The sequence below is a fragment of the Sulfolobus acidocaldarius DSM 639 genome, from assembly GCF_000012285.1.
GTDB classification, from domain to species: Archaea; Thermoproteota; Thermoprotei_A; order Sulfolobales; family Sulfolobaceae; genus Sulfolobus; species Sulfolobus acidocaldarius.
In genome coordinates, this window is the sequence record NC_007181.1 from 1,669,207 (window position 1) to 1,693,103 (window position 23,897).

Here is a 23,897-nt window from a genome sequence, read left to right on the forward strand (position 1 = left end):
ATTAATTCCAGAGCACGTAGGAGGAAAGTATTACATCTTATTTTAATATCACCACTCCGCAAATAAGTAAGACGGTGTGTACGACGGGAGTATACAGTACAAAATATACTAACAAAATGTCTTCCCTAGTCTAAAAGGTTCTTTCTCACAGATACTTGGACTGAAACAGTTACATCATCTATTACACACGTAAGATGAAAGCGTCATCTGACCAAATTCATGTACAGGCAAACTCTCGTCCTTATCACAGTGTCCACCCTTTGATATCAGACCAACGTAAACTAGTAATATTGAGGAAAATTACCTAGGCGCAAGTTAGTATGAAGGCTATATATACAGGGCTCAGACTATTTTCCAACGCTCGGACCAAGTTATTATAAAGGAAGACTAAGGTTAAGACGGGGACGAGAAAGTGCTCATCCAACAAAATTGTTCTAAATCATTACTAAGGTAATAGACGTATATTATACGCGACTGATCCCGTAAGATTACTGTGAAGGGCTAACTGTACTACCTTTATAGAGAAACCCTTCCTATATCCACCCTCACTTCTCCTACCACACGAAGTCTTAAGTTAGCTAGACACGTTCATACCTGAGCTTACCTCTAATTCATCTTATTGCTTAGGTTTGTATACGAATGGCTCAAAATCAATACCCTCTGCAATAAAGTTCTTAGTCTTCATCCCCATGGAGTAAATTTGTCCCCTCACACTCCTTTTCCCCTTGTGTAAGGTCTCATATAAGTGCTTCGTCAAGTGCCCTAACGACTCTTTAGACAGGTAACCTGAGTTGTCTAGTTTAAGCTTCACCTTTCTACTGACAGCAATCACTGAGTGTATTGCAACAGGCTTAAACATCTCAGAGAAATCATAGGTTAACGCTGTCCTTCCTGGGTACTCCACATGCATCAACCCTCCATAGGGATCGAGACCAGAGGCTATCAGGGAGTGAGTACATAGGGCGTAAATCACCGAGTACGCATAGTCCACTGCCCTGTTTATCTCATCCTCATTTCTAGGCTTCCTCCCGGTAAAAGAGGGAGGTAAGAATTTCCTCAGTTGCTCCCAGCACGCCTTACTCATCTCAGCCTCTACTGACCTCAGCTCATCTATCGATTTCGTATTGTCGATCTGTTTCAACTCAAGGTCAATCTCCACTGGGACTTTCGTAAGGTACATAAAGTACTTTGCCACGTTTATCATTCCTAATATTTTACCCTTTATGAACTTCCTGGCTAAATATAATTTCATATCATCACTTAGAGTATAAAACTTCCTCCTCACGTTCACTAAAGAGTTCAAGAACGGCGACACTAGGACCACATCGTTTCTCTTTCCGTGGACGAGAACTGGTATATTTAGACTGGAAAGGAACAAGATCACCTCTGATGTTAGCCTAACATTATTACCGACAATGACCACTAACTCTAGGTCCAGACTAGACACAGTTAAGTTCTTTCCAACGGACCATGTCATCTGAAGATCTGAGCCTTTCCTCATAATTGTAGCGTTTTTAATCACTAGAATGGACATAATAGAAATTTTTCTCTCAAAAATAATAAACTTTTATCATAATTAATAAATTTTGGGTATTATGTTATTTCCTTCCGTATCCTTACGTAAAATGGTTTTAGGGTTACCCTGTGTAGCCTAAAACTCCCTTCCGCACCCCAGGGAACAAAATTGACAATGAAGGAGAGAAAATATTTATAAACCAGGAAATAAGAATGTAAAATTGATGAAGCCAACGATCAGTAATAACGACAAGAAACTAAAACATCTTCTCTGTCCTCTACTACTTTCTGCTCTTCTTTGTAATAACGACAAGAAACTAAAACTGAAAAGTTCATAAAAAAGTACCCTAACGTAGAACAGTAATAACGACAAGAAACTAAAACAATTTTATGATATCGCTTTTGTTCAAGGAAACATGTAATAACGACAAGAAACTAAAACAATTCTAAGTGCACAAGAAGGACTAGAAGAGGCAGGCCTGTAATAACGACAAGAAACTAAAACTAATGCCCAGTAACATAGATGCCTCCTTGATTATGTAATAACGACAAGAAACTAAAACAATTTGGATTGACGTCACCTCAAGATCTATTACCTGTAATAACGACAAGAAACTAAAACATATTTAAGCCTTACTCTTTACATTAAAAGTAACAAGTAATAACGACAAGAAACTAAAACTCGACGTTAGTCTTAGATTTTTATCATTTTTAGGTGTAATAACGACAAGAAACTAAAACTTGTGCTCTTTAATGTCAAACAGTGTGATCTATTGTAATAACGACAAGAAACTAAAACACAGTGCATGAAGTAGCATCATATGTCGTAAGTGAGTAATAACGACAAGAAACTAAAACTCTCTGGGTTAAGTGCAAAGAGCACTGGGATTACAAGTAATAACGACAAGAAACTAAAACCAACAAGGCTGAGAAGATAGCAAAGAAGCTAGTAGTAATAACGACAAGAAACTAAAACTACAATAATTTCAGATTTCCAGTAAATGATACAAATTCGTAATAACGACAAGAAACTAAAACTTGTCATTAAACTGACAACTTTGTCTCTGACCCAAAGTAATAACGACAAGAAACTAAAACAGTAGCGGTATACAAAAATGTATTTGTTGTGATAGTAATAACGACAAGAAACTAAAACTGGCTCACAGGCATTAATACCTGCAAAGCCTAGGGTAATAACGACAAGAAACTAAAACAAAAGTTTGCCAATTTAGGTGCTGTGCAGGAAGCATTTAGTAATAACGACAAGAAACTAAAACGAATAATTGTAGATCAGCCATCAACTTCCACACGGTAATAACGACAAGAAACTAAAACAGAAAATGAGTAGTGAGATAAAGACAAAAAATAAGTGTAATAACGACAAGAAACTAAAACAATTTCTATATAATCCAAGAGACACAGAGAGGTTTCTACGTAATAACGACAAGAAACTAAAACTACATTACTTTTAGAAATATAGTATGAGCGTAACATAGTAATAACGACAAGAAACTAAAACCAGTACACAAAGTGGATAGGAAAAGTCAACAATGTAATAACGACAAGAAACTAAAACATCGTATATTATATTGGGGCAGAAAAAATGAATGATGTAATAACGACAAGAAACTAAAACCAGGTTCAATTTCAGTAAATAATGGCATTACAATGTAATAACGACAAGAAACTAAAACAACATCAGACTTTTGCACTTTTATTAGAAGGCTTTGGAGTAATAACGACAAGAAACTAAAACGATACATTGCATATATTGGCAATCAGCAATACAAGTAATAACGACAAGAAACTAAAACACTATATATTGTTTGGAGCTTATCATAAACTTCATCGTAATAACGACAAGAAACTAAAACCTGAATAGAGAGATGATAGAAGAAACGGTAAGTAGTAATAACGACAAGAAACTAAAACTCAGCCTCTAATTCTGCTGCAACTTCCATCAATTTCCTTGTAATAACGACAAGAAACTAAAACATTAATTCCAAAGGACATTGAGAAGAAATTTGGCTTAAAGTAATAACGACAAGAAACTAAAACATATGAGCAACAGCAACTCAAATCTTTATATGAAGTCGTAATAACGACAAGAAACTAAAACCACCAAAGAGTTTTTGTCCAAAGCCTTTTATGGAGTAATAACGACAAGAAACTAAAACCAGTCTCAATGTCTTTATGAGACAATTCTATATCCAAGTAATAACGACAAGAAACTAAAACGCACTTCTACTTGCTTAACGCTATAGCAAGCAAGAAGTAATAACGACAAGAAACTAAAACGTTCATCAACCTCATGCTGAGTAAGACTATTAGTATGTGTAATAACGACAAGAAACTAAAACCTCGTATTCGTAAAAGCCCTCGTGGGTGGTGACGATGTAATAACGACAAGAAACTAAAAACTTTACAACTAATTTTTTCAGGAAAACAAATTGAAGTAATAACGACAAGAAACTAAAACTATGTCTTAGATAGTTGAAAAAGCTAAAGCTTTTGTAATAACGACAAGAAACTAAAACGAATGTGTCCCCCTAGAGGTTTTCACCAAACAACCAGTAATAACGACAAGAAACTAAAACAAAAAACCTTTAACCTCTATCGAATGCTGTCAAAAAGTAATAACGACAAGAAACTAAAACAACGTTACGACCACTACTACTCAGAAGAAGATAGTGTAATAACGACAAGAAACTAAAACGAGGGATGAAGGCAAATCAGTATCAGCAATAGTAGAGGTAATAACGACAAGAAACTAAAACGAAGTAGAACAGCTGTTTTTCAGGATTGAAATTATGTAATAACGACAAGAAACTAAAACAAGAGAATACTTTCTCGCCTCAGCAAGAATCGTATCAATGTAATAACGACAAGAAACTAAAACGTATGTGGGAGAGCTTTATGAGTGGTAAGACACACGTAATAACGACAAGAAACTAAAACATGCAGGTACTATACTGAGCCTGATGAACAGCAGTAATAACGACAAGAAACTAAAACAAATTTAAGGAAAATGGAGTGTATGTATATAAATGTAATAACGACAAGAAACTAAAACCTCAATTATTTTCAATGCTTTTTCTTTTTCGTTGTGTAATAACGACAAGAAACTAAAACACATCAGCACTTATGGATACTACGCCATGCTCATCTGTAATAACGACAAGAAACTAAAACACTATTACTTTTGAAAATATGTAGATAAGACTGGTGTAATAACGACAAGAAACTAAAACTTACAGTTGTTCCGTTAGGAAGTATATAGTTACTGTAATAACGACAAGAAACTAAAACAAAATAATCATAAAACCCGAGCATTACGAAGAATTGAGTAATAATGACAAGAAACTAAAACTGTAAAGGACTTCTTAAAAAGGTTAGAGGGGTTTCTCGTAATAATGACAAGAAACTAAAACGTAATTATTCTGATGGGTGCTATAATCTCGATGGCGTAATAACGACAAGAAACTAAAACAGCGATTAGTTTAGTCGAATTAGCTATTGCGACTTGTAATAACGACGAGAAACTAAAACATGGGATCCTGATAATTCGGCATCAGCACAATTCGTAATAACGACAAGAAACTAAAACCTCTTCATTTGTCTCGTGAAATATAGGGTTTTTCAGTAATAACGACGAGAAACTAAAACATAGGGTAGTTCACAAAGAGCCAGCCCTCGTCAACGTAATAACGACAAGAAACTAAAACCTTTACGTAGTAGTTATAGAGCTTCGTTACGTGCTGTAATAACGACAAGAAACTAAAACCTTGAACCATTGAACCTGCGATTGCAGGGATTAAGTATGTAATAACGACAAGAAACTAAAACGCTGACTGGGGGTGAGCCAGAAATGAAGACTGGAAGGTAATAACGACAAGAAACTAAAACTAAAATTAGTCTGCTGGCCAATTAAGAACAAACTCTGTAATAACGACAAGAAACTAAAACGTGCAACAGGGTGAAACATAGATGAGCACATTTTTGTAATAACGACAAGAAACTAAAACATTATGCTCATTATCTCTGATTTCGACCTTAAAGCGTAATAACGACAAGAAACTAAAACCTACATTGTCCTGAAGTCCTAACTTCTTTAATTCCTTGTAATAACGACAAGAAACTAAAACTTTTTATTTTCAGTAGCTATCACCATAGTAGCCCTAAAAGTAATAACGACAAGAAACTAAAACTACTCCCCAGGCTTACCCAGCAAGAAGAGGAAGCCTTGTAATAACGACAAGAAACTAAAACTAGGAGGAAAATATAGGAATATAAAGATAGTACTAGTAATAACGACAAGAAACTAAAACTAGGAGGAAAATATAGGAATATAAAGATAGTACTAGTAATAACGACAAGAAACTAAAACTAGGAGGAAAATATAGGAATATAAAGATAGTACTAGTAATAACGACAAGAAACTAAAACTAGGAGGAAAATATAGGAATATAAAGATAGTACTAGTAATAACGACAAGAAACTAAAACTAGGAGGAAAATATAGGAATATAAAGATAGTACTAGTAATAACGACAAGAAACTAAAACCATTTTAGCTCAAGCATCACCAGCATCAATTGAAAGGTAATAACGACAAGAAACTAAAACACCGTTCCGTAGATATTATTACTGTAACTCCCTCCCGTAATAACGACAAGAAACTAAAACACTGGGCTCCCCGTGATCACTCCAGGTCCTTATGTTGGTAATAACGACAAGAAACTAAAACGACGCTAAAAAGCAAGAACAACAATCACAACAATCGGTAATAACGACAAGAAACTAAAACTTTCTTAGTGAATCCCATGTACGTATATCTAATTTAGTAATAACGACAAGAAACTAAAACACTGTAACTATTTAAAATAGAATGATGAGAGAATGACAAAGCCTTGCCGTTTATGGCGAGGTAAAGGTTTCTACTTACGAGAGAAAAGTTGTTATTAAGAGGAAGCCCGTAAGAGCATGGGTCAGTCAGTGTGTGTCCCTCTTTCCTGGTACATATCCCTGAGTCTCGAGGAGCGTGGAGTTAGGGCAACTCCACCAAAGGGATAGGGGTTGAGTGGCTGAAGGCTCAGCCAGTGGTCTACCACTGAAAGAGTGGAGCGGAGCGGGCTTCTGAGCCCACTAGCTATGAAGTGATAAAAGTGAAGGTGATAAACTACAGACCTGTGAACTGCCCTAGGTAACCCTCACTCTTTAGAGCGAGGAGGAAGTCAGTATCACACCAGATGCTGTGATGTCTGTTGCAACCTTAATTGCAATTGTATCCGACGAGACTGTCATGGGAATCATTCAAACTTAGAATACATAGATCCTCAATTCATCCTCTCCAATCATATGTCTAGATTTTAGCCCAATCTCTCATTGAAGAGTTTAAAAGGGCTAAGAGGAGAAGTAGAGAAGTATCCACGAAACCTACTTGTCTGGGCTACTAAAATACAACACAAATATATTAGAGGAGAGTAGAAACGCCACGGAGATTACTAAGAAGCTGGGTGATAAATTGTTAACTAAATGCATGTTTAAAGGCAAAAAAGAGAGTGCAGAAAAAAATCAAAAGAAATAGTTAACTTCCTGGTTAATCATAAGGAAGTATTTTCATTTAAAACTAACTGTCAAAGAAAAGTTGTAACCATTAGGACTTAACGTTATTGACCCGGAAGAGAAACAACAAAATCTAGGATTTAGTGTTATCAGTTTATCATGGAGCGAGCATAACATTCCGAGCATAACATTTTAAATAAACTTTACCCATAAGATTGTAGAAATCTCGTGGGTAAAGCATTTGTTAGAATATGCACTCCACCCTTAGGATTGCCTTAAGAAAGAAAATAATAAGTTCACATAAGCCGACTAGAACTTGAATAGGACATGGCTTATGAACAGGTCTTCTGTCAAGTGTCAGTGTGCTCATTACATGTGTTAATTTACAACTTCCCCTAACGCCAAGTATAGTCAAGATATTACAAATCCTAAGAATCATGGAAACCACATGACTATTCTCTAGCTAGAGGACAGTAGAATAGAGCTTCCCCGTTCATAACTCTTAACTTAACGTTTACGTTAAATTTTTAGACCTAGATGCGTATACATAATTATGTCAGACGTAATTAGTGTAAGAGTAAGAAAAGAATTGAAGAGGAGGGCTGAGGAGTTGGGAATTAACCTGAGGGAAGTTGTGGAGAGGGCACTTGAGGAGGCTATAAGGAAAAAAGAGATGGAGAGGGTTAGGACTATAGCTAAAAAGATCCAGGAAAATATGCAGGGTATAAGTGAGGAGGAGTGGGCTCAATTAGTCAGGGAGAGTAGGGATGAGAGGTAAATTCCTTTTTGACGCTTCAGCAATATACCCCTTAATCAAATTCGTTGATAAGGTGGACCTAAAGAACATTTACATACTACATTTAACTTTATATGAGGTAGGGAATGCAATATGGAAAGATGCTTTTCTACACGGGAGGATTAAGAACGCTAAAGAAGTAGCCCTCCTCTTCCAACAGTTAATGGGAGAGTTTAACATCATCGACGACCCTCCTCTGGACGAGGTCATAGGAATAGCTATAAGTAAGGGCATTACATATTACGATGCTTCTTATGTCTACGTCTCTGCTAAGGAGAAATTGATATTAGTGAGCAACGACAAAGAGCTCATCTCTAAAGGTAATACTATATCCTTTAACGAGTTTATGGAAAAATATCTCGCCTAAACGACTAAGGTAATAACGACAAGAGAAAAATACGCATAATATTTTGTACAGAATGAGCAAGACCTAATTGCCACGGTTAGATATAGTAGTCAACAATGTTAAATACTCCTACTGACTTTCTCCCAGAGGGCGAGGCTTGTCGCTCCTTTATGTCATGTTCTCTACCAAGGCTCATACACCTAGAGTCCTCTCCTCTTTTAATAAACCTATGTGCTCTTGAGGGATAATCGTCTAGTTAAGAAGGTGTGTGGTTGAGAGTGCTACGACGAGGCTAGAGATTTTGTCATGCCTAGGAGAGACAGTCCCTGTGACTAATGTGGACTAGGAGATACAGCCTCTTTCGTTTTTATTTTTCAGGGATTTTAGCTTAAACCAACGAGATCCAACATGTCTTGTGTGTCATTTGGGTTAATCGAGTATGATACATGAGAGGTTAGGTTGTCTGACTCGGCTGGTTTGACCATTTGAGTACATAAACTTTCTAAAAATTCCTCTTTAACCTCATGAGGCTTGACTCCCCTAACTTTTCCTTCAGCTCCTTTAACTCACTCTCCTCATAGACCGTTCCTCCCTTCTCCACGTACTTGAGTACTTCCAAGCAGAACCTGGAGGCGTGTTCCAACATCTCTACGTCTTGAACTCCAGTTACGTAACCGGGGACAACTTGCTTTGAAACAGTAGCTATCCCTATGAGGGGAGAGTTAGAGTACAACCAAGGTGAGACCAAGGTGCTTATGTGGTAGACGTTATACTCCATTGGGGTGAGGTCACCAGTGGTCAAGGGTACAAAATAAACCTCATGTCCAGTGACCCTGTTATAGATGTCCACTAACTCGTCCTTCACCTTAAGGATGTACCCGTCCTTTATAACGTGGGTTATAGCGAAGTCGTCATACTTGGCTATCCTATTCCCCTTTGTCGAGTCTATTGACAGTATTAAGTTAGCCTCCCTGTCTACCTCTTCTCTTAAAGCTTCGTCAAGACCAATAAGAGGGACCATGAAGTTAAACGGTCTGTGGGGTATGAGCTTAGCGTCTAAGGAGATGTTTGTCACGAAAGAGACGTCAACGTTCAGCTCTACCCCCTTCTCCCTTAAATTCAGCAACTCAAAAAGGACAGTTAGGCTAACTATTGCGCCATCAGCATCAGACACTAAGCCCTTCTCCTGTCTCACCTGTATTGCCCCTAACCTGCCCAAGACCTCTACTCTGTCCTTACCTCTACCACGATATAAGCACTTAATGTAGGTGACCTCTCCCAACTGCTTCTCCTCATATTCATCCACTTTTCCCTTTAACCTCTCCCTGACCTTGTCAACGGGGTCTTTGGACTCTAAGAGGTCAATGACTTCCATTAAGGTCTTCGACATCATAGTAACAACTTCCCCGGGTTGAGTATGTTGTTGGGGTCAATGGTCCTCTTCAACTTCTTCATTAAGTTTAACCTTGACTCCTCGTCCACCCTGTAGTTCACCTCTATTGAGTGAATTTCAAAGGGTATCCCCTCCCTTGTCATTATGCTGTCAATCACTGGGAAATTGCCCTTATCTGACATGAACACTGTGTAGACTATTGTCTCTCCCCTCAGGGTCATAACGTCCCCGTGGACTAATACACTACTGCCTAGAGCCATCTTCACCTGCTTTACTACCCTTGAGAAGCTCTCTAAGGGTAAGAGCCTTACCTCGTAGAAGTAGTCCTTAAAGCTGGTCAACCTGCTCATTGTGACGTAAATTGCAGCAAAGGCAAGTTCGTCCAGGAACCTCATGTTGACCTCCTCTCCTAGGCTCAGAGTGCTAGCAACTATTACGTTCCACTCACCTACCTTATCTAACCTGTCCTTGGCTACTGACGAGAGTGTCTCCTTGTCCTCTATTGTGATCCTCCTTATCTTGGACTTGTAGTCTCTTACTCTCACCAAGTACTTTGTCACTTCCTCTACGCTGTTGAACGTGACTAGTTGGTCCTTCCAGTCCTCATAGTCCACTGTTGCCAACTCCGCTGAGGAGATTATACCCGTAGTCCCGGCTGCTTGGGCTACCCCTAGTGTGTCCTCACCCCTTAGCTCATACTTCCCAGTGGGTCCAACGACTCTGACGGAGTTTATCCCTCCGTTGTCGAAGTGGTAGCCGTACTGAAATGAGCCTATCCCTACGTCTCCCCCTGCTATATATCCCCCCAGGGTGGATATGTAGAAGCTGCTTGGGTAGACCCTTAGCTCTTTACCCCTCTTTCTCAGGTACTGAAGAGCCTTAAACACTTTCACACTGGGGGTTATCCTCACCCAGGAGTCGTCTGACTCTATTACTTCCCTCATTCTGTTGATGTCTAAGACAATGGTTGAGGGAGAAATAGGTAAGACCTGTCCTATAGTACTGGTACCGGCTCCCCTGGCTAGCAGTGGTATGTGGTGTGTGTCACACAACCTAACAGCGTTAAATATGTCCTCCTCGTCATCTGCCATGACGACCCCTATCACTTTTTTGCCCATTTTAGATAGGACTGGGGAGACAAGGTATGGAGCCTTGGACTCTTCCTCTAGGACTCTGTCGTTCGTTATGAACTTCTTGTCGCCGAACTCCTTCTCAAAGGTTTTTGTAATGGTCTCAGCTTCCATGATAATATTTACGTTGAATATGTATTAAAGTGTGACCTTTTCTCAGTGAAAGGTGGAAAGCCTGTGAATGAGTGATGACATGAATTTTTAAGAAATGGCTCCCTCTATAATTTAACTTAATCCTGGTTATGGTAATACTCTTATCTAAGCTGTGAGACTTTACAACGTTAATTTTGCAGTGTAGGGGTTACGATACCTGACCTTTCCCACTAAAACAGTTTTTGAGCGTTAGCAAAGGTATTCAGTTGCTTTTTCCTAGTCTCTGACCAATCAGAACACGGTAAATATTGAACTCCTCATACTTTCATCTTTTACCTCGTCCTTGTCTATGCAGGTATGTCTAATAAAGACTCTATGCTCTTTTATAGTGTCTTGCAACATCTTATCTCCTTCTGCATTCTTAGCTTTACTACAGTCTGAAAGGAGTATCTCTCTAATCCTTGCATCAATCCTAGCCTTAGAACATTTAATATGTTCTATAGCATCATTCATATACCTTTCATCTAGCGTTTCCTTGATCTCCACGAAAACGCCTTATAACTGTAGTCCTTTCCGCTCTCAAAGCAGTATCTTACTTCATCCTTCTCATAACTAACTTTCTGAGTTACACAGAGTGCATCTACGCTTTTCCATATGTTGTGAGCTTATCATATTTTATGCACAAGACTCCTTCTCCAACACTTATGAGCCCATTTAGTTTCAATGTTCTCTTCCTCCCTGCTTATCAGCTCTTTTATACCCTAATTAGAAGCAGGGAATATAGTCTTAAATGACTCCACAAAGCCCTCCTCATCTACCTTCCTCCCCTTTTCGTGTATTTAATCACAAGTAGTAACAGTACCACCACTACTAGAGCCGTGATAACAACATATAATGATAGACCCTCTGTGGTCGTCGACGATGAAGGACTAGAGTTACTAGAGGTATTCATTGAAGTAGAGTTACTAGAGCTATTGATTGAGGTAAAGTTAATGGAAGAGTTAACGTATTCTGCCACAAGCCTCCCACCCTCATCTATATACACGGTCTCAGGAGACGGTAGGTAAAACACCTTCGACCTTACACCGTCTATTTCCACAGGTTGGGGAAAACTCAACTCTATCTTCTTCTCTAGTGCGAACGTGTAGTTTATGGTCATGAACGGGCTTACCCTATCTCCACTATCAAATGGAGTTTGATTTTCGAAAAAGTGTTCACCATTCGAAACCCACAGGCTGTCTGGAGGGAAAGTGTATACCGTGTTATTGACTATAACGACACTGAAGTTATAGAGTAGCTGAGGGCTAGTAACGTTACCATATACTACCCAGACCCTTCCGTTGTAATAGTAAGCTGTACCGTTATAGGCTCGCTCTCCGGTGTTAACCCAACCGCTGTAAGCTACTGGCGGGACATACCAGCTCCCATTGTACTTGTATAAGCTCACTATCGATATGTTAAAACCCTTAGCCAGATAGGATATCTCCCCATTTCCATAGCCCGCTACAACAGTACCAATGGTATAGCCATCGTATATTATGTCCAAAAACTTTCCTTCCAAGATGTAGGTCTTCTCGAAAGTTGAAGTCCCGTCTGACGCGTAGAAGGTTATCACGGTGTTGTTTCCTTCAGGAGTCCAAATAGTGGTCAAGTTTATCTCATTTCCCATAAGGTAAGATAGACGAGAGACGTCATAGTGCCCGTTATAGTAAACACTGGTGGTCCAGATAGACTCGTTGTTAGTTAAAGGTTGTATTACGTTCTGGACGAACGTGCTCTCTCCGTTCACGTTCAGGTAGATGTTCTGCTGTACGGAGATCATAGGTGATCCAGAGGCTAGAGAAATGTTATACATAGTTATTATGGACTGGATTCCTTCCATTTCCACGTATCCGAATTCATATCCATAGTTTGTGGGTTCATAAATTATCTCCCCAGAGGAGTGGGTTGATGAAAGAGAGAGGAGTAATAACAATAGAGGGACTACAAATCTTAGTATGCACATATTAATCTAGGTAAATATATTAAAAACATTTTAGCTCACAATTAGGTTATTGACCACCCAAATTAAAGGTCTCGAAAACTTTACATGGTTTAGCTCCGCTGTTATGAAGATTTTAACCTTGGTGATAGTGTAGATAGGGTGAAATTATAAGGAAGGATCAAGAAAGAGGAGGTCTAAAAGGGATTGAGGTAAGGGAAATAGAATAAGCCAAGGAGCATACTTATAGGTTTGTATAGCGACTTTGCATAACTACAAGTCGTTCTAGACAAGTTTCTTACAAGTTTGAGGGTATCACTTTTAGAATTAAATTTGTATTATTCTATCAAGTAAAGGTATTAATTGAGGATTATGTAAAGTATGCTTTAAATTCTTTTAATGTGACCTTATTTGAGGTTTAGATTTTAACTCACTTTCTGAAGAAGTAATCCAAATAGCCACAAACTTCACCACAAGACTCTTGATGTGCTTCTAGTAATTTCAGCTTCTCTCTTAAGACCCTCGGCTTTCACAACTCCTGTATAGACATGATAAGTATAGTAAAGACATACAATAATCAACGTTTAAGGATTAGAGGTTCAGAATCATTTAAAAGATTAAGGTATAGATACTAAAGTGATTATCCTTACTTTATTATGTTGGATCAGAGGTGTAGTACACCGCTCAAGCAGTGAAGTGTAGAGGTTTAGAAACCTATCTAATCCCTTATCTACCAGTATTACCAACTTTCCCATAACCCCAAATAAAGGATAAGCTATACTTAAAGAAGAAAATAATTCATATCTAAAGCCAGTATAAAGGCTATATTTAATTATGTCTTCTAGAAAAGGCTTTAGGAAAGTATTTTACCTTGGCAAGTTTTAACACAAAGTATGAAAATAAGAATTAACAACATTGGTCCCATTAAGGAGGCTGACCTCGAGTTTTCTGATAAAGCCGTGATAGTTGGTGGAAATGCGACCGGAAAGACGTTCATTGCCGCGTTAGTGTACTTTTTACTTAATCCATTGATCATGGTAGACAGACCCTTAAAGTATAAGCTAGAGCTCCCTGCTAAGATAGAGGAAAATAGGGAGGTCTCCCTCGAGATTCCAGTAAATTATAAGGACATAATGGAAGAGAATAAAGATTTAATCGGTGCAGCAGTTAAAAGGACACTAACTTCTATATTTGGAGCCAGTATCGGAGAGCTTATAAGATTTCGGGAGACTGAGGGTGTTGTAGAAAACGAAAAAATTAAAATTATTCTACATAAGGAAAACGTTGAAGTAATTCCAAAAGTTGACCAGAGAGAAAACCTAAACGTCCAAATATTTAAGACCTCCAATAACTTTCCAGGCTGTGTTACTTCCATAAGCCCAGACGGTAAAATTGTGGTAATGGGTAACAGACCAGAGATATGTCTTGAGAATTCAATAGGGAATTTTATCCTCACAAGGTTCTTAGTTGACCCTTCCTATTCTCCTGTGGCATACATTAGTACTGAGAGAATAGCATCAATATTTTATCTGCCAAGCAACTTAAACAGGCTAATTCTACCTCCAGTGTCCGCTAGCCTAGTTAAGCCCCTAATCGCCGATTTTCTAAAGTATATAACGCCTAATACTAAATTTACTTTGTTTGGTCATGAAATAGAGGTCAATAAGGAGCTGATGATTAAGGTGTCTAAAGAGGGAAAAGAGGTGAACTCTTCACTGGTGTCTACTGGAATATACCAATTTATCCCTGTGGAGCTTGCCCTACAGCATCCGCTATTGAAGACGGTGATAATAGAAGAACCCGAAATAAACTTGCACGTTAATGCACAGATTGAGGTAGCAAAAAGATTAGCCCGTGAAAAAGCTAAAAAGTTGCTTATAACTACTCACAGTGAATGGATACCAATGTATGTAGCAAAGCTATCTAAGGGTTCGAAGATCTACGAGATTGTAGAAGGTGTGTTAGAAGAAAGGAAAGTAGATGAGGAAGGTTATGTAGAAACGTTTAAGACTATATTCCCTGTGGCTGATAAGGGTATAAAAGAGCTGATAAGCAGGGAGGACGAGAATATTGAAACTAAATGAGCTGATAAGTGTTGGAGAAGGAGTCTTGTGCATAAAATATGATAAGCTCTACAGGATTGGAAAGAGCGTCGATGCGCTATGTGTGACTATGAAAGTTAATGAAGAAGAGAGAAAGAGGTATTGCTTCGAAAGCCAGAATAATGAAAGTTATGAGGCAATTCTGGTAGAAATCAAAGAAAAGCTAAACGAAAAGCATCTGAAAGAAGCCATAGACCAGATTACATGTTCTAAGTCTAGGATCGATGCAAAGATCAGAAGGGCATTTATACTCCTTTCAGACTGTAGTAAAGCTAAGACTGCACAGGAAGATAAGATGTTATTGGAGGCAATGAAACAGTACAAGATCCATATTACAAACGTTTGCCTAGATGTGGATGAGGTTAAAGATGAAAGTACAAAGAATCTGATAAATACTGCAACTGAGTTGAGTTAAAGAGTAAGTAATAGAAAATATAACTGAAACATCTTTTCCTACTTTCACAGCGACTCTATACATTTTTAATTATTTGAATGAAGTGTCGTTTCTCAAATTTAATTTGAGTTAGATAATAAAATTGGGAGAGCCTTTTAATTCAGGGAAGCGAGGTATTCAGAAATTCTCAGTGATATTTGCCTCATCGGGAGTTTTCGTATAATTACCTTTATTCTGTTTAATTATTAAAAAAATACTTGTAAGTCCACTGACAACGGTTTATAAATATCTTGTCAGTAAACTATCAAATAAGGAAGTAATAAACAGGATTAATCCTTGGTGGTTCTACGAGAACTGGGAGTCAAAGGATAAGCACCTAGCAGAGTGGAGTTCTCAGAAGTACAGGTGGACTCCACGGTGGATCAGCGAGCTTTCTCTAGAGCCCTTCAGCTTAAACTTTGTTTATGGCACTAGGCAGACTGGAAAGACCACAGGACTAAAGCTGTTGATAAAGGAGGTAATAGAGAGGGGGAACTTTTCGCCAATGGCTATCTACTACATGGATCTGGACTATGTCACATCCCTTTCAGAGTTCAGGAGGATTTTAGGGAATGTGATCAAAGAGAGGAAGAAAAGGGGTCAGACTGAAAACTTAATAGTCCTCGATGAGGTTACGTCTGTTGACGAGTGGTGGAGGGTACTAAAGTTCTTCCTTGACGAGGGGGAGTTTAAGGATGATGTTATCATAGTGAGCGGTTCCTCCACGCTAGGTCTAACAAAGGTTCCAGAGAAGTTTCCGGGAAGAAAGGGTAAAGGGAAAGGGATTAAGGTGCCCACATTATCTTTCCCGGAATTTGCAGAGGTCTTAGGTCACAAGAGAGAGGGCTTACTCTACGATAATTCCAGAGCCTTAGCTCTGTTTGAAGATTATAAGATGAAGGGAGGATTTCCTAAGTCTATTAACGGTAACCGTGATGCGAGAGGTGCCCTAATCGACGGGATATTGTCTGAAGTGTACAAGCACAGTAGGAGTCCAAGAATAGTTCAGGATATTCTGTACTCACTGATGGACAAGATACCTTCAGCAATATCTTACAATTCAGTAGCTAATGAACTTGGGATTTCCCACAACACGGTAAGGGAGTACCTAGATTTTCTCTCCGACATACTCCTGATTGGAATTGCCTTTCTAAAGGAGGGAGACGAAGTAAGCTGTCAGAAAGGAAAAGAAAGTGTTCTTTCGGGATCCATTCATATTACACTCAACCTCTGAGTGGGTAGGAAGAGAATTTAATAACAGTGCTCTCTTGGAGAGCGTAGTCCAAGAGCATCTGTTCAGGAAGTTCGGTGAGGTCTACTTCTTCAAGGGCTCCTATGAAATAGGCGTGGTCTCAGGAGAGTATAAGATAGAGGTGAAGAGTGGGAGGGCTCATAGGGGATACCCAAGGGGTGTTACTGTGCTATCAGAAGAGAGTATTCCAAGGTTCCTGTTGGAGCTCCTGTGAAAAATGGGATTAATTGAGGTATGTGTAGACATCTTTTACTATATACCACCTCTGAATTCATCACTGGATTGTGGGACTCGTCCTCACTTTGTCGTGCAGGCAGATGGGAATTTTGTTATCATGATTCTGTGCTAAACCCACACTCATGAATTTCTTCGGGAGGGTATAAATCCTTAAAGTACCTCAGTATGTAAACCCCTCTAAAAAATGGAAGTTATTATACATCCCCATGTCTATACTAAAGGTATTTCCATAGACTCCTACACAAAATTATTCGGAGAATTTTCTGAATTACATTGGAGTAATAGTGAGTTGGGTGAAAAAGGTTTAAGAGCTATTGAACCTTATAAGGATGTAAGATCTAAAATTGTCATCTTATTTGGTACATACGGCATAGGAGACTACACAGATGACAGTGACGTCAACCTTCTGGTAATATCTAGATATTGGCTGAAAGATCACATAGAAACCTTTGGTACGCTATATAGGATTTGGAGACATAAAGTGATTCTGACACATATGACTGTTAATATTTTCCTGAACAGGTTTAGAGCCTGTAGCATTTTTGTCCTAAAAATATGGAGGATGGAAACATCTCATGTGATGAGGAGGTGTTGATTAGTGAGGTTTATAGGATATTTCGTTAGGTCGGGAAGAGGTTTAGTTGGTAAAGATTCTTCGAGTCTTGAACAAATAAAAACAGTATAGTCCTGATGTTATATGAGATTTAATAAGGCATAGGTTGTTAATCATCTCATAGTTCTCAAGTGTCTTTACGCTTTAATGTGTTTTGTTTTTAATAACTTTGTAGAACGGTTAACGTAAAGTTTAACTTACTAAATTTTTAAAATCCTATAACAATATTTAATTATGCAGAACAAAAGGACTGAGAACGATATCGAGAAGTTGAAGGTAATACTCAATGTAGTGATGCAATACAAACTATCTGGACATGTTAATGATGAAATAGTAAAAAGACTAGCCCTAAGCGTAAAGTCATTGAAGTACCTGAGAAATGAAGAGTATGGACCAAGAATTGACAAAACCTTTAGCCTTTTAATACAGAATAAACTCGATGAGGCAATTAAAGAGATGAGAGATATAATACTGAGTTTTTATGGTGGGCATGATTGATTAAGGTCATACCTGTATTAATAAAAACCATGTCGATAACTAGGATAGGATCTACGGGTGTATATTTTGACTACGCCTCTGCTGATATAGTAACTTATAAATTGCCCCTTCAAGATTCTAACGAAGTTTACTATATTCCAGCAATACCTGCGACATCTTTTAAAGGTTTACTGAGGTCAACATATGAGAAATACCTAAGATGGAATAATGTAGGTTATCAGAGGAGAGAGGTTAAGAAAGAACGAATCAAGAATATAATTAATGAATATAGTGTTAATCATGGCGATACGGTTAAGGAACTGGTTGAGGAAATGAAGAGCGAACTACGGAGGTATATATCGGGTGGGCTGATTAAAAACACAAATCTTCCTGACGACATTACAGAGCTAATTATACTCTACTTAAACGTAACTGGTTGGAACAGTAAGGACGCATGTTACGTAACTTCAGACCTAGACCAATGTGTTAATTTAAGTATTATAGAAGACGAAGGTGTGAGAAAAAAGAAAGAGTTGTGGTTAAAGCTTATGGAGAGAGACCAAATATGTAAGGTGTGTAATGTTTTAGGTAGTTCAGGGGTAAGGGGAAAAGTCAAGTTTACGGACTTAATAGCTGTGGACCCATTCCCTGTGTATATCGAGAGAAGTACTCATATAGCCATAAATAGATTGACAGGTACTGCAGAAAAAGGGAAGATCTTCACGGAAGAGATAATACCTCCGGGTGTTAAATTCTTGGGTTTTGTTGCAGTGCTAGATAACTCTATCCTCAACCAGGTTAGGGAGATGTTAAGAATACTAAAGACCAAGGCAGAGAGGGGAGAGGTCTGGATAGGAGGTAGGGGTACAGCTGGGTACGGTACCTTTGAGATGCACCTCCCACCTGAGATAATTGAGTTTTCAACACACTCCTTATTTAGGGGTAGACGTTTAGGGTTAAAGGAGAGTGAGCCAGCTCCTAATCCGACTATAGTTAATGGTATCATTAGTAAGCTATACCCGAGTAGTTTTACTTCTTCGTTGGTAGAGGTCACTGAGGGTGAGGTAGAGTACGAGGTGGTTATTGAAGGTGAAGGAGTAACTAAGGTTAAATCTGTTGATGATTTAAAGAAAATTACAAGTGAGCTTGATAAATCTGGTAAAAAGTACCAAATAAAAACACATGGTGAATATCACCTATGAATCTCGATTTAAACTTAAACGGGATTAACGTTAGTTTCAAGATAGATACTGGCTTTGACGGAGAGTGCTTACTTCCACACGATATATTCAGTAAAATAGGTGGATATGAATATGACGGCCCTCCGGTCAGCTTGAGCGATGGAAGGGGATACCTGACGAGGGCTAAAATTGTGGAAGTTGTCTTTAACGGAAAAAATCTCATTTTGGAGTGTATATCAGTAGTGTACATAAATAAGACATTGCTAGGAGAGAGGGCACTCTCTAAATTAGGAATATTGATAGACTACAAAAACCAGGGGGTCAAAGACCCATGATTAAATTGGTCATAAGGTTAGAACCATCTACTGGTTATGTTATATCTGGTGAACCCTCTCCAGATAGAAAAGTAGAGTTCAACGCTAGTATATTTTATAGTTATCCTTATATCAACCCATCTACAATAAAAGGCTTTTTGAGGTCTGCAGCCGTTTACGGGTATCCTGATGTCTCATGTGAAATTCTAAGTTCCAAAACCATTATAAGTAACATAGATAGAATAAAGAAAAAAATACATAATGAGGAGCAAATTAGACTAAGTTTTATGTGCTCTGATATAGAGGATCTGTTAGAGAACAGGAATAGTAGGGAGGCAAGCGTATATTTAGAAGTGTTAGGTGATATAATCCGTAAGCTAAAAAGACCTTGTAAGGTCTGCAGAGTTTTTGGTAACGGTAGTGTGAAGGGGAAACTCAGAATTATTTATCAAATTCGACCTTTAAATACTACTGAGATTAAAGGGTTAAAATTCAGTAGGGAGTATAAGGAGAATAGGGAAGGTCTAAGTGTAATGATGTCCAAAGATCCCATAGAGTTCACTGTTTTGTGTGAAGATAAAGAGTGTCAGGAGGTAATAAAGAGAGCAGTTAGTGTAATTAACGATAGTGTAGTGAGACTAGGTAGGTTTAAGTCTAGAGGGTTCGGAATAGTTAATGCAAAAATAGTATCAATGAGTACTTGAACATTCCGATAAAATTTCCTCCTCTTTCTTCCTATCTATAATGTTTCTGCTCCCATTTTCCTTAATAGTTATGTAATTTAGGGCATTCTCGATCATATTAAACAGTCTGTCGCATTCCTCTTGCTCATTTATCAAGCAAATTATTTTTAATTCATTAGGTTCATAAGACATTAAAATCCTCGACATGAAAGGTAGGTCTTTTTTACCACTACCAAATACACTCCTGTCAAAATCTCTGTTGCATAGAAGTGCATAGCATCTTATAAACGACTTCAGTGTCCAAAGACTCCTCTCGATATTAGAACCCAACTCAACTCTAATTGCGTATATTTTAGGGCTCTTAGGGTCATACTTCAATATCCATCGCATGGCGCAATCACTCCTGTACCCGCTTTCACATACTCTTTAGTATAATGCTCAATTGAATCCAGTGAACCAGGGAATTTATTGTAGAAACTACCAAATTCATTGGATTCGTTGTACCTAAATGTGCATAGTAACACATTACGATCATTTTGCACCTCCTTTACCTTTTTGTCTTGCATATCAAAATAATACACTTTTCTATCTAGACCTAAGAAATTAGTGTTGTTAAACCTTTGAACAGTAATTCTCCTTAAGTAACCTCTATATTCCCCTAGGCTTTCCACGTCTTTCACAGGAAGATTGTGAACGCATAACTCATTACTTCTAGCCGTATACTCGGATATTTCAACCATCTCGAATACAGTATAGTTATTCCCAACTAGAACTAGATACTTTTTCAACAAATCTTCAACGGATCGCAGGTCACTAGATATCACATAACCTTGAAAGTCCACATACGGACCATCCTTTGAGATTAGCTTATGGTACAAATATGGCATGGAATAGTTCACAACTCTATCTAGCCTTATCCTTAATCTATCATAGTGTTTAACTTTGTTACCATTTCGTTTAACGATGTAGAAATTAGTGAACATTATATCATAACTCCTTGTGTCCTTATTTATCACCATACCGTAGACTAAACCACCTGCAATAGTCGTAGATGGTAGTACATCCGCTCTATATCCATTGTATGCCCTTAGAACAGCCTTTAACAATTTCATGCCAACAACCTCGCCACGTATGCCATTATAATATCATCTCTTTCATATTTAACAGAGAATGGTTTTCGATCTGATGAATACCTCTTTACGTATTTCTCAAACCCTTCTACTTTCTTATACTCCCTGAACTCTGGATAAGTTACATCTGGCGCAGAAGATACTACGAATTCATTGAGCTTCTGAGGATCTCCATGCTCAGATATCCTTTTGAAAGCAGTAAATAGTTCATTATAACTGAAAGAATTAAGGTCACCTATGGGCATACCACCTTTGTTCAATATCACTGGCACCACATCTACTACCCTGATATCGTCCTTGCCATTAATCTCTGTAACTTCTCTGTCTAAGAGCCTAAATACCATATATAGAGGTGTTTCAGGCTTTGCCTTTATAAGGAAAATTTTTATTGAATGTTCAAGGATTGCTTCCTGAGCTCTACCAGGAGTGTCAAAGATACCAAAGACCTTGCCTATTAAATCTAATACTTTTGGTAAATCATCTTTCTTAATAGCGAGCATAGAATACTCAGTAGTTGATGATGAAGGTATCAAAGTGATATAATCTATGTTGCTATTTATTAGTAGGTATTCAAGATATTCTACTAGAATTGAGAAATGGATCTTTAGTGAGAAAGTCCTATCTAAAGAGATGGATATATCAATCATTTCATTGTTTTCAGCACTAATCATCTTTACAAATTCTAGACGCTTTTTAAAAAATTTTAATCTCATTTCATTCTCTGGATCATTTGTCAGTGTCTTCCGAGCTATATTGTTTATTAACATGTTATCCTTCTTTTTTGACTTGTCAACCCCATTTATCATTAGTATACTTTTTATCATACCTTTGAGAGTTGTTCCATTTTCAGACTTGCACAGACACTCTACTAAAAATTCAGAAATGGTGTCTGCGTCTGGTTTACTTAAACTAGATAGTTTTTCTAAATATTTCCTCAAGAATAATTCTATACATCCTTGAAAATTCTGATTGAAATTACAATCTTTCTTTACAGGGTAAAAATCTTTTATTTTTTCGGTCATGCCTTTAATTACATTTATAATTTCAGACAAGAATTCATTTAGGCTAACTTCTAGTTTATTAACCTCAAAGAAATCTGATATACTAATTTTTCTGTCCTTTAAAACGTGCTTCATATCTAACTTGAAAACAAGGTAAATAAGATCTTTCCCCTTTGCAAATTCATCGATGCTTTGTCTCACTAAAATTTTCTCAGTCCTCTTTAGATACAATCCCTCATCTCCAGTCTGTTGCCTAACCTCTCCAATTAAGCTACTTGCTATTCTAGTGGTTAAACAAATGTCACAAAGCCTTTCATCCTCCTTGACAATAAACATGCTCCTAAGTTCATCCCATATGGAATCTTCCAACTTTACGGCTTTCCTGACTTTACACTTATCACATAACTTATCCGAAGTGATACTTCCATCGTACTCAATTTTAATGATCCTGAAATAATCGGTATGATCTGTGGTTTTCAGTAATTCATTAACTTTCTCAGCTAACTTTATCTTATCCTCGCTGTCCTTTTCAACCTTACCTAACTCTGAGACTACTAATATTATATCGCTTTTCCTTTCAGTGCGTTTAGGGGGTTTGTCGGATACTAATTTAGGCCACGCATGTGTGTATATTGTCTCAATGGTATCTTTAAGACTAGTCTTTGTACATTCTTCTAGAGATTTTTCATCGTTATAGAAGACAGTTAAAAAGCTCTTTATTTGACTAGGATTAATCTCCTCAGATTCATGGATGTATACGTTGAACACGAATGAGTTGAAGAAGTCTACTATGGACATATTTAGGAAAGCATAAAGCCCTAAATTCTCCGTGTCTAGAACCTTCTCTAGAGCCTTTTGAAAATCTATATTAAGTTTATCCCACAGGCAAAGATTAAGATGATACAGGAAAATATTAGTAATGATATATAGTCCCCTTACATCCTTAAGGGTTCTTAGATCGGTCTCGAAAGGATTAGAAATGCTGAACACTTTCACGACGCCTTTCCTAAACAATAGATCTGCTAATAAAGCACCCTTAAGGTGTGCTAAAACAGATATATCGTTACCAGAAATCCAACTTCTCTGGGGAAAAAACTTGATCGAGTCAATTAGAGAACTAAAAGTTTTCATGTCAAACGGCTTACCATTTTCTGCAATATTACGTAGTTGATCATAAGTCCCATTACCATACTTGAAGTCAATAAAATTCCTTACGTACTCACTACTAAGGTCTTTAAACCAATTTTGGAACAATGATCTTTCTACCTTGATTGATCTTCCATTATTTTCCTCTAATAAAATCGGAAACCCCCTTAAATCAAAGGAAATGACTATTTTTGAAGGCAAATCATTCATGACATTTTTAAAGAGCTCCTGGTCTCTTGACTGTGCCTCTATTAGTTTTTCCGACTCTTCTGCAATACTTGCAATATGGTCGCATATCTCGTAGTAAGTAGAGTCATTTTTATCTCTACCTGCTGGTAAAATACCCTTAAAGAGGTCATGTATATAACACATTACAGGGCTTTGCCCATAATCTGCCAACATATAATTTCTAAGTACTTCATCATGACCTAGTGAACCCACATGTAGAATTAATGAACTATAAAATAAATTCTTTATCCTACTCGTCATACTAGTAGTGTAATTGCACTTT

19 protein-coding genes and 1 CRISPR repeat array are annotated in these 23,897 nt (G+C 37.8%); of the genes, 11 read left to right on the forward strand and 8 right to left on the reverse strand.

The annotated features are described in order from the left end of the window. Positions 1 to 616 precede the first annotated feature (616 nt). Positions 617 to 1,534, reverse strand: a complete 918-nt coding sequence (cas1, locus tag SACI_RS09050) for a CRISPR-associated endonuclease Cas1 (protein ID WP_011278688.1) — start codon at positions 1,532 to 1,534, stop codon at positions 617 to 619. Between the two features lie 221 nt (positions 1,535 to 1,755). Continuing rightward, a CRISPR array of direct repeats spans positions 1,756 to 6,380; the repeat unit is 24 nt; unit sequence GTAATAACGACAAGAAACTAAAAC. Positions 6,381 to 7,631: 1,251 nt separating this feature from the next. On the opposite strand from cas1, the gene SACI_RS09055 reads away from it, so the two are divergent. Next, positions 7,632 to 7,856 carry a hypothetical protein gene (locus SACI_RS09055; protein ID WP_011278689.1) on the forward strand — a complete coding sequence of 75 codons (225 nt, stop codon included), beginning with the start codon at positions 7,632 to 7,634 and terminating at the stop codon, positions 7,854 to 7,856. Beyond that, positions 7,846 to 8,241, forward strand: coding sequence for a type II toxin-antitoxin system VapC family toxin (locus tag SACI_RS09060; RefSeq protein ID WP_011278690.1), 396 nt, complete (start codon positions 7,846 to 7,848; stop codon positions 8,239 to 8,241). The genes SACI_RS09055 and SACI_RS09060 overlap by 11 nt, the downstream gene beginning before the upstream one ends. Before the next feature lie 481 nt (positions 8,242 to 8,722). On the opposite strand, the gene SACI_RS09065 is transcribed toward SACI_RS09060, so the two are convergent. The 4 genes from SACI_RS09065 to SACI_RS11985 all read right to left on the reverse strand — a co-directional run bounded on the left by SACI_RS09065 (position 8,723) and on the right by SACI_RS11985 (position 12,841). Continuing rightward, entirely contained in the window at positions 8,723 to 9,613 is an 891-nt protein-coding gene (locus SACI_RS09065; protein ID WP_015385703.1) for a DUF1177 domain-containing protein, read from the reverse strand. Continuing rightward, entirely contained in the window at positions 9,610 to 10,857 is a 1,248-nt protein-coding gene (locus SACI_RS09070) for an FAD-binding oxidoreductase (protein ID WP_011278692.1), read from the reverse strand. Before SACI_RS09070 ends, SACI_RS09065 begins: the two co-directional genes overlap by 4 nt. Before the next feature lie 270 nt (positions 10,858 to 11,127). Continuing rightward, on the reverse strand, positions 11,128 to 11,382 hold the full coding sequence (locus SACI_RS09075) for a hypothetical protein (RefSeq protein WP_015385704.1): 255 nt from the start codon (positions 11,380 to 11,382) through the stop codon (positions 11,128 to 11,130). Between the two features lie 268 nt (positions 11,383 to 11,650). Continuing rightward, positions 11,651 to 12,841 carry a hypothetical protein gene (locus tag SACI_RS11985; RefSeq protein ID WP_011278693.1) on the reverse strand — a complete coding sequence of 397 codons (1,191 nt, stop codon included), beginning with the start codon at positions 12,839 to 12,841 and terminating at the stop codon, positions 11,651 to 11,653. 869 nt (positions 12,842 to 13,710) lie between these two features. Between SACI_RS11985 and SACI_RS09085 the strand changes: the two genes are divergently transcribed. From SACI_RS09085 to SACI_RS09125, 9 genes are all read left to right on the forward strand, one after another. Further along, positions 13,711 to 14,901, forward strand: a complete 1,191-nt coding sequence (locus SACI_RS09085; protein WP_011278694.1) for an AAA family ATPase — start codon at positions 13,711 to 13,713, stop codon at positions 14,899 to 14,901. Further along, entirely contained in the window at positions 14,888 to 15,334 is a 447-nt protein-coding gene (locus SACI_RS09090) for a hypothetical protein (protein ID WP_011278695.1), read from the forward strand. The genes SACI_RS09085 and SACI_RS09090 overlap by 14 nt, the downstream gene beginning before the upstream one ends. Before the next feature lie 484 nt (positions 15,335 to 15,818). Next, complete coding sequence (locus SACI_RS12275) at positions 15,819 to 16,586, forward strand: AAA family ATPase (RefSeq protein WP_015385706.1); 768 nt, start codon at positions 15,819 to 15,821, stop codon at positions 16,584 to 16,586. 34 nt (positions 16,587 to 16,620) lie between these two features. Further along, complete coding sequence (locus SACI_RS12280) at positions 16,621 to 16,818, forward strand: hypothetical protein (RefSeq protein ID WP_015385707.1); 198 nt, start codon at positions 16,621 to 16,623, stop codon at positions 16,816 to 16,818. Positions 16,819 to 17,025: 207 nt separating this feature from the next. Then, entirely contained in the window at positions 17,026 to 17,436 is a 411-nt protein-coding gene (locus SACI_RS09105) for a hypothetical protein (protein WP_011278696.1), read from the forward strand. Positions 17,437 to 17,688: 252 nt separating this feature from the next. Then, on the forward strand, positions 17,689 to 17,952 hold the full coding sequence (locus SACI_RS09110) for a hypothetical protein (RefSeq protein WP_011278697.1): 264 nt from the start codon (positions 17,689 to 17,691) through the stop codon (positions 17,950 to 17,952). Further along, positions 17,949 to 19,133, forward strand: a complete 1,185-nt coding sequence (locus SACI_RS09115; protein WP_011278698.1) for an RAMP superfamily CRISPR-associated protein — start codon at positions 17,949 to 17,951, stop codon at positions 19,131 to 19,133. Before SACI_RS09110 ends, SACI_RS09115 begins: the two co-directional genes overlap by 4 nt. Next, the gene (locus SACI_RS09120) at positions 19,130 to 19,447 is read left to right on the forward strand and encodes a clan AA aspartic protease (protein WP_011278700.1); all 318 of its coding nucleotides are present in this window, start codon (positions 19,130 to 19,132) and stop codon (positions 19,445 to 19,447) included. The genes SACI_RS09115 and SACI_RS09120 overlap by 4 nt, the downstream gene beginning before the upstream one ends. Continuing rightward, positions 19,444 to 20,130 (forward strand): RAMP superfamily CRISPR-associated protein, encoded by a 687-nt coding sequence (locus SACI_RS09125; RefSeq protein WP_011278701.1) that lies wholly within the window; start codon positions 19,444 to 19,446, stop codon positions 20,128 to 20,130. Before SACI_RS09120 ends, SACI_RS09125 begins: the two co-directional genes overlap by 4 nt. Here the strand turns inward: SACI_RS09125 and SACI_RS09130 are convergent. Genes SACI_RS09130 through SACI_RS09140 form a run of 3 tightly spaced genes read right to left on the reverse strand, consistent with a single transcriptional unit; the run spans position 20,116 to position 23,827 of the window. Next, positions 20,116 to 20,499 carry a type III-G CRISPR-associated protein Csx26 gene (locus tag SACI_RS09130; RefSeq protein WP_011278702.1) on the reverse strand — a complete coding sequence of 128 codons (384 nt, stop codon included), beginning with the start codon at positions 20,497 to 20,499 and terminating at the stop codon, positions 20,116 to 20,118. The two genes, SACI_RS09125 and SACI_RS09130, sit on opposite strands and share 15 nt — an antisense overlap. Next, the gene (locus tag SACI_RS09135) at positions 20,484 to 21,221 is read right to left on the reverse strand and encodes a hypothetical protein (RefSeq protein ID WP_011278703.1); all 738 of its coding nucleotides are present in this window, start codon (positions 21,219 to 21,221) and stop codon (positions 20,484 to 20,486) included. The genes SACI_RS09130 and SACI_RS09135 overlap by 16 nt, the downstream gene beginning before the upstream one ends. Further along, entirely contained in the window at positions 21,218 to 23,827 is a 2,610-nt protein-coding gene (locus SACI_RS09140; RefSeq protein WP_230937931.1) for a hypothetical protein, read from the reverse strand. Before SACI_RS09140 ends, SACI_RS09135 begins: the two co-directional genes overlap by 4 nt. Positions 23,828 to 23,897 lie beyond the last annotated feature (70 nt).

Bases quoted from the DNA above. Each gene is read 5' to 3' on its own strand.
- cas1 (WP_011278688.1), bottom strand. From the start codon at position 1,534: ATGTCCATTCTAGTGATTAAAAACGCTACAATTATGAGGAAAGGCTCA.
- SACI_RS09055 (WP_011278689.1), top strand. From the start codon at position 7,632: ATGTCAGACGTAATTAGTGTAAGAGTAAGAAAAGAATTGAAGAGGAGG.
- SACI_RS09060 (WP_011278690.1), top strand. From the start codon at position 7,846: ATGAGAGGTAAATTCCTTTTTGACGCTTCAGCAATATACCCCTTAATC.
- SACI_RS09065 (WP_015385703.1), bottom strand. From the start codon at position 9,613: ATGATGTCGAAGACCTTAATGGAAGTCATTGACCTCTTAGAGTCCAAA.
- SACI_RS09070 (WP_011278692.1), bottom strand. From the start codon at position 10,857: ATGGAAGCTGAGACCATTACAAAAACCTTTGAGAAGGAGTTCGGCGAC.
- SACI_RS11985 (WP_011278693.1), bottom strand. From the start codon at position 12,841: ATGTGCATACTAAGATTTGTAGTCCCTCTATTGTTATTACTCCTCTCT.
- SACI_RS09085 (WP_011278694.1), top strand. From the start codon at position 13,711: ATGAAAATAAGAATTAACAACATTGGTCCCATTAAGGAGGCTGACCTC.
- SACI_RS09105 (WP_011278696.1), top strand. From the start codon at position 17,026: ATGGAAGTTATTATACATCCCCATGTCTATACTAAAGGTATTTCCATA.
- SACI_RS09110 (WP_011278697.1), top strand. From the start codon at position 17,689: ATGCAGAACAAAAGGACTGAGAACGATATCGAGAAGTTGAAGGTAATA.
- SACI_RS09120 (WP_011278700.1), top strand. From the start codon at position 19,130: ATGAATCTCGATTTAAACTTAAACGGGATTAACGTTAGTTTCAAGATA.
- SACI_RS09125 (WP_011278701.1), top strand. From the start codon at position 19,444: ATGATTAAATTGGTCATAAGGTTAGAACCATCTACTGGTTATGTTATA.
- SACI_RS09130 (WP_011278702.1), bottom strand. From the start codon at position 20,499: ATGCGATGGATATTGAAGTATGACCCTAAGAGCCCTAAAATATACGCA.
- SACI_RS09135 (WP_011278703.1), bottom strand. From the start codon at position 21,221: ATGAAATTGTTAAAGGCTGTTCTAAGGGCATACAATGGATATAGAGCG.